Origin of the sequence: Microcoleus sp. BROC3 (assembly GCF_036702515.1) — a bacterium.
Lineage (GTDB): Bacteria > Cyanobacteriota > Cyanobacteriia > Cyanobacteriales > Microcoleaceae > Microcoleus.
Genome location: NZ_JAUBTQ010000116.1, coordinates 1 through 7040, shown reverse-complemented (window position 1 = coordinate 7040; position 7040 = coordinate 1). Strand labels below are relative to the sequence as shown.

Below are 7040 nucleotides of genomic sequence, written 5' to 3'. Positions count from 1 at the left end.
GGTACAGCAGTTTTAAACCTCAGCAACCTTACCTTACCAACCGGATTTAGCATTGTCGGAAATTTACCTGCAACTGTGGGAGCAGGCGGTAGTGCTAATTTGCAAATTGAAGTAGATACGACAGCAGCAGGAATTAAAACAGGTACGCTGCAATTTGTCAATGATGATAGTGACGAAAATCCCTTTGATTTCCCCATAGCGGCCAGTGTCACAGCCACACCAACTCCAACTCCAGCGCCGACACCGGAACCCGTACCCACGCCGACGCCGGAACCCGTACCCACGCCGACACCGGAACCCGTACCCACGCCGACACCGGAACCCGTACCCACGCCGACACCGGAACCCGTACCCACGCCGACGCCGGAACCCGTACCCACGCCGACGCCGGAACCCGTACCCACGCCGACGCCGGAACCCGTACCCACGCCGACGCCTGTTAACATTCCCGATACAGACTGCATTTGCGATCGAATTGAGTATCCCAATCTCAACAAACCCAACCAACAAATTGATAATATTATCAATGGTCGTCCCGGTCTTCTAATTGGCACTCCCAGAAATGACGCCTATTTTGCCAGCAACAGTCCCAATATCTTCGATGCTTTAACTAGCAACGACAACCTATTTGGTGGCGAATTTAAGGATATCTTCAACGGCAATGAAGACAATGACTTCATTGACGGTAACAAGGGAGACGACCTCTTATTTGGCGGCAAAGGAAACGACATCCTTCTTGGTGGTTTTGGTGAAGACCTGAGCTTTGGGAACGAGGGCAACGATGCAATTAACGGCCAAGAAGATAATGACTTAATCTTTGGCAATCGAGGTAATGATTTTATCGACGGTGGCAAAGGAAACGATAGCCTATTCGGCGGAAAAGCTCAGGATTTAATTCTAGGCAGCGAAGGCAATGATTCTCTCTTCGGACAACTCGAAGACGATACTTTGTGCGGCGGTGCAGGAGATGACTTCCTAAGCGGCAACGAGAATAAGGACTTAATCGACGGCTGCGAAGGAAACGATACAATTTACGGCGGTGAAGATAATGATACCTTACTCGGCTGCGTTGGCGATGATTTCTTGTCGGGAGATTTAGGGAATGACAGCCTCATCGGAGGTTTGGGCAAGGACACTTTTGTCTTAGGAGTCGTCAGCGGATTCGATATTATCTCTGATTTTGTTAAAGGTCAGGATTTCATAGGATTGTCGGGGGGTCTGAGTTTTAATCAGTTAGAAATAAGTCAGAACAATAACAGCGCGCTGATTAAGTTGAAAGGAAGTGGAGAAGTAATTGCTTCGTTAACGGGAGTCAATGCCAGTTTAATTGCTGTTAACGATTTCCGAATTGTCTGATCTCCCGCTAAAATAACCGTTACATGGCAAGTAGTGAGGACTTCATTCCTCACTACAAACCAATTCGATCGTGCAGGTTATAGCGGACATAATATCAGCCGTTCTGGACACACTCCGACTCCTCAAAACCGGGTTTTTTACGCCCGTGTGCGGCCTGGGAGGCGTCTTTTCGTAAAAAAAACAGGTTTCTTGGCCCCCATGCGTTCAGGACTATAGAATTGGAAAAAATAAGCTGATTCCGTGTAAACTCTTTATTATATTAATTCTGCCTTCTGCGCGACGGTGACTAATTGCCCGATCGCCTTAACCGCAATACTGGGATGAAAAAGTAGAGCCGGCGACTCATTCATGTGCATAACTTGCAAAAATGCTTGACAAACTTTAGCATCTTGGACCATCACTTTTAACACCAGATCCATGTAATCAATTGTCAGCCGCGTAGCGAGGTTTAGTTTTGCACCTTCACTTCCCGGATAGCGGGAATCCTGACTGATGGCAAACGTCCAAGGAGTAGTGTGTAATTTTGCTAGTTTTTGTTGAAATTGTCGCGCCAAGCCTGTTAAATCGCCTTCTGGATACCGCTCTCTTTGCTTTTGCAAACATTTATCTAGCATCTGAGCATCTAGTGCAGCAACCGTCATTCCCTGTCCGTATATCGGGTTAAAAGCGCAAACTGCATGACCGATAATTATTAAGTTTTCAGGGTAACGAGCGAGGCGTTCGTAGTGGCGCAAACGGTTTTCTGTACCTCGATAACTATAAACAGGTGTTATTGCTTCTGCGTCTTTAATTGCCTCATAAATTGTCGGGGTTGGCAAAGTGCGGGCAAATTCTAGAAAACCTGCTTCGTCTTCGGGGGGATAATCGCGATCGCCCCCGAGGAGAATTGCCAGCCAGCGATTGCCTTCGATCGGAAAAATTCCACCGCCGCGGGTGCGAAATGGCGGTGCTGTTGACACAAATACTGGCACCGTGTCTGACAATTTACCGCTGCCTTCATAGATGCGGCTGGCATAGCCGACAAAAGCATTGATAGTGGTTTCTGGCGGAGGTTCATAGCCCAAACTTTTCAACCATTGAGGTGTTTTGGAAACTTTGCCACCAGCATCGACTACTAAATCTGCATACAAATTCTCTTCATGGATGTTAGCCTGGTTGTGGCGATCGCGAAAACGCACCGACACGCCAGCAACCTCGGTGCGCGAGGCATTCGCCAGCAACCCCGTTACTTTCCCTCCTTCTAGGAAATGCACGTTCGTATTTTCAGCCAAGCGGCGGCGAATGTGCCAATCAAGTAAATCCCGACTGAACATAATTAAATCATTTACATCCGGGCTAAAGTGCGGGGCCCAACCCGCCGGAGTCAACCACTCGATCGACCTCGGATCTAAACTAGGAGCACCAGCAGCTACGAGTTCGTTTTCCAAGCCGGGAAAAAACTCTTCTAGGATGATTTTTCCCCGATTTAAAAGGACGTGAAGGTGACGGGATTGAGGAATACCGGGGCGAGGTGCGGGTTTTTCTGGCAAAAAATCCCCTTCAACAATACTTACTCGATCGAAGTGTTTTGCTAATACTCTAGAGGCCAACAGTCCTGCTAAACTGCCGCCAATAATAATTGCATGACTTTCTCGCTGCACGATCTAACTCCTTGAAAGCTAATTTGTTATGGCATTGGTCGATCGATTGTGAACAATTTGTCTGGGCTTCTGTGCAGACTCTTAATATCGCTCTACCAAAGATTTTCCTCGGCGATGATTTTAATCAGACTTAACCATTACTGCTATAAATCTCGGGTGCGCCCCAGCGCGGTTTACTCATAACTTAGAACTAACAATTTAACAACTGCCAACTTACATAGCACAAGTATCTCTAAAGTGATAGCCGGCCGCAGACATATTTCTACACTTCCAACTGTAGGGGGATGCTTTAGCTCGTCAATAAGGCGATGCTTGCCATTGGGGGCATGAGTCTAAAACTATACATTAGTTAACTCGCGCCAACGATCGCGCGCACCCACCCCTTAACGAGGAATATACTATGTATCAAAATTTGCCAATAAATCCACAACTGTATAACATCGGGTTCTGGCTGGCCCAAGTGCCAGTAGAGCAGACTACTACAAACACAGCAGAAGACGCAGCACTGCTTTATTCCGGGCCGCAATTTTTTATCGCTTTAATAGCTGGAGTCGTGCTCGCGTGCGCTTTCCAACTCTTGCTAACAAATTTATCAGTAGCCGCTGGCCTTTCCTACATAGGACAATCCCACGACGACGGCCAACACTCGGATAGCGACAGCCCCCCAGTCCGCCACATCGGCCGAAAGGTAGGTACTTGGACGCTAGTTACCGTCACCGTCGCCCTATTCTTCGCTTGCTTGCTAGCAGTTAAGCTCAGCTTGATTAGCAGTCCCGGTTTAGGGGCGATCGTCGGTTTAGTCGTGTGGGCTACCTATTTCTCAATGCTTGTCTGGGTGAGCTCCACCACCGTCGGTTCCTTGATCGGTTCTGTCGTTAACACCGCGACATCAGGCTTTCAAGCCATTGTCGGCACCGCAGCCTCGGCCCTGGGCGCAAAAGCAGCCAGCAACCAAGTCGTCGCCACAGCGAAAGCAGCAGCAGCAGCAGTGGGGCACGAACTGGGTAGCGCGATCGACCCCACAAGCTTGCGCGAAAACGTCGAAGACTACATTCAAAGCCTCAAACCGCCTGAATTAGACATCAAAGGGATGCGCAGCGAATTTGAAAAATTGCTCAACGATCCCCAACTCAAAGCAGTTGCTGGCGAAAATTTGCCGAATCTCGATCGGCAAACTCTCGTAGATTTAGTAAGTTCGCGATCGGACTTATCAAAACGCGATGTAAACCGGATTGTAGACCAACTCCAAGATGCTTGGAAACAAGTAGGAAAACAAGGGCAGCAATCAGACGGCATCGCCCAATTAGTAGACTATCTCAAATCTGCCAAATCGGGAGATTTGGTCTCTGATAAATTGGCAAGTAGGGTAGAAAAAGCCCTCAGCAATCTGGGCGGTCAAAATTCCGGACAAAGCCCGACCATGATGTCGCAAGCAACGACAATGGCAGTCAATGCTTTAATGGGAATAGTATTGGGTCGCACGGATATTTCTGACTTGGATGTTGAAAAAGTAATCGGTCAGCTCAAAGAAGCTAAAGACAAAGTTGGCCAGCAAGCTGATAAAATTACCGCTCAAGTCAAAGGCGAACCAGTAACTTACAGCCCGATTCGTGCCGACGTAGAAAACTACTTACTCAACACTTATTCGTGGCAGATGAACCCGCAAGCGATCGAGCGCGAATTTCGTGACGTACTCTACGATCCTACGGCAGATCCGGGAACTGTGCGCCGCGAATTAGAAAAACTAAAACAGTCTAACTTTGCCGAAATCTTGGCCAGTCGAGGCGTTTTTACCCAAGACAAAATTAAAGAAATTTCCCAGGAATTAGAAGCAATTAGACAGCGAGTTTTACAAACCGTAATCTTTGCCGAGGAGCAAGAAAAAGCTCGCGATTTGCAGTGGCGGGTGGAAACTTATCTGAAGCTGACGCCGAAAGGGGAACTGACAGCATCAGCTATCGGTAGCGATTTCAAAAAAATATTAGAGGATTCTGACGCTACTTACGAACAGTTGCGCGCGAGGCTTTCTCCTTACACCCGCGACAGTTTCGTGCAAATTCTCAGAGGTCGTGAAAACTTCGGCTTCCAGGAAGTAGAACAGATTGTTAAAGATTTGGAAATGACGCGAGATGTAGTTTTAGCAGATGCTAAAGGTCTGCAAGAAGCAGCCCAAGTCCGACTAGACAATCAGTGGCAAAAAGTCCAAGAATACTTGAAGTCTACGGGCAAAGAAGAACTCAATCCCGAAGGCATCAAGCGCGATTTCAAAACGCTGTTGGACAACCCGGAAGCGGGAATGTGGGCGCTGAGAGCTAGAGCTTCTAGGTTCGATCGCGAAACTTTAGTAAAATTGCTATCTCAGCGGAAAGACCTCAGCGAAGACCAAGTAAATCAGCTTCTCAACAGCGCCGAAGAAACTTGGCACAGTGCGGTGCACGCGCCGCAAAAGTTGGCCGAAAAAGCTAAGGATCAGTACGACCAAACCACCACCGCCCTTGCAGATTACCTGCGCAATACCGGCAAAACAGAACTCAATCCTGAAGGGATTAAGCGGGATTTGACCAAATTGCTGGAAAATCCCAAAGAAGGAGCTTTAGCGCTGCGCGGCCGCCTGTCTCAAGTCGATCGCGATACTTTGGTAAAACTGCTTTCTCAGAGAGAAGATTTGACCGAGGAACAAGTAAATCAAATTATCGACCAAGTACAGGAAACCCTCGGCTCGATTGTGAAAGCGCCGCGCCGTTTGGCAAAGCGGATGCAAAGCCAAGTGCAAGATTTTCAGAGTGTTTTAGAAGATTATTTGCGCAATACGGGCAAGGATGAATTAAATCCCGAAGCGATCAAGCGCGACTTGCAACTGCTGCTGCACGACCCGAAAGTCGGCGCTTACAGTTTGGGCGAGCGCCTGTCGCACATCGATCGAGCTACAGTTGTTTCTCTGCTGTCTCAGCGGCCGGATATTTCTGAAGCAGAAGCCAATCGCATTGTCGATGGAGTTTTGTCGGTGCGCGACGAGTTCGCACTGCAAATTCAGAAAATACAGGAGCGCATTCAGTCGGTAATTGACGGGATTCTCGGAAAAATTCGGGATTACCTCAATTCGCTCGATCGCCCCGAACTAAATTACGAAGGCATTACGCGGGACGTGCGGAAGTTATTTGACGACCCGCAAGCCGGATTTGATGCTTTGCGCGATCGGCTGGGTCACTTCAACCGCGATACTTTAGTAGCACTAATTAGTTCTCGGGAGGACATTTCCGAAGCAGATGCCAACCGCTTGATCGATCAAATTGAAAGAAGCCGCAACAGCGTCTTGCAAAGAGCAGAACGCTTGCAGCAAGAAGCGCAGCTTCGCCTCGAAAGCATCAAATTACAAGCCGAAAAACAAGCAGAAGAAACCCGGAAAGCTGCAGAAGTTGCCTCTTGGTGGCTGTTTTTCACCGCTCTTTCTTCGGCAGCAGCAGCAGCAGGCGCAGGTGCTTTAGCCGTCATCCGGTAAAAAAGACTAAAGTTGCGATCGGATTGCAGATAGTGCCTGATGTGAGTTTATGCTGACATCAGGCACTTTTTTTAGTAAAGGATTTTATCCTGGGGTGGGAGCGGGTTTATTTAAATTTTTGCACTATTTAATGTTATTAGTAAACCCGCTCCTAGAGTTTTTTTGAAGATAGTAAAACCTCTGAATTTCTACATCTTAATTAGTAGTTTTTATTCATCCAAAATAACAAAGGCAGTCCAGGACGCACGCTTCAAAAAAAAATCGGTTTCTCCTTGTCACGTTCGAGCGTATACGACCAAATTACGTGCAGAGACCGGGTTTTTGCGTTTAAGACTTGAGGACTTTCGTCCTCAATACAAACCCGCTCGCCGTTGTTTTACAGAATTAGATATTATATCAACTCGGGTAGCATCGGAATTAAGGTAGTGCCCTGAAGGAAAGGATCAAGATGATAAAACAAAACCGAATTTAAAAAAAAAAGTAGGTATCTAGAGTTGTAAACTAGCATTATAATAATGTACAAAACTCCAAATTGCAGCAATATG

At 47.5% G+C, this 7040-nt stretch carries 2 protein-coding genes and 1 pseudogene; 2 read left to right on the top strand and 1 reads right to left on the bottom strand.

Annotation, left to right across the window (positions count from 1 at the left end; all coding sequences use genetic code 11):
• Positions 1 to 1356: pseudogene (locus QUB30_RS32620) on the top strand (calcium-binding protein); the annotation flags it as partial.
• A gap of 254 nt (positions 1357 to 1610) precedes the next feature.
• On the opposite strand, the gene QUB30_RS32615 reads toward QUB30_RS32620, so the two are convergent.
• Positions 1611 to 2996 carry a 2-polyprenyl-6-methoxyphenol hydroxylase-like oxidoreductase gene (locus tag QUB30_RS32615; RefSeq protein WP_333342319.1) on the bottom strand — a complete coding sequence of 462 codons (1386 nt, stop codon included), beginning with the start codon at positions 2994 to 2996 and terminating at the stop codon, positions 1611 to 1613.
• Between the two features lie 400 nt (positions 2997 to 3396).
• Here QUB30_RS32615 and QUB30_RS32610 point away from each other — a divergent pair, with 400 nt between their 5' ends.
• The gene (locus tag QUB30_RS32610) at positions 3397 to 6495 is read left to right on the top strand and encodes an MFS transporter (RefSeq protein ID WP_333342318.1); all 3099 of its coding nucleotides are present in this window, start codon (positions 3397 to 3399) and stop codon (positions 6493 to 6495) included.
• Positions 6496 to 7040 lie beyond the last annotated feature (545 nt).

Coding starts and splice junctions, on each gene's coding strand:
- QUB30_RS32610 (WP_333342318.1), top strand. CDS start 3,397: ATGTATCAAAATTTGCCAATAAATCCACAACTGTATAACATCGGGTTC.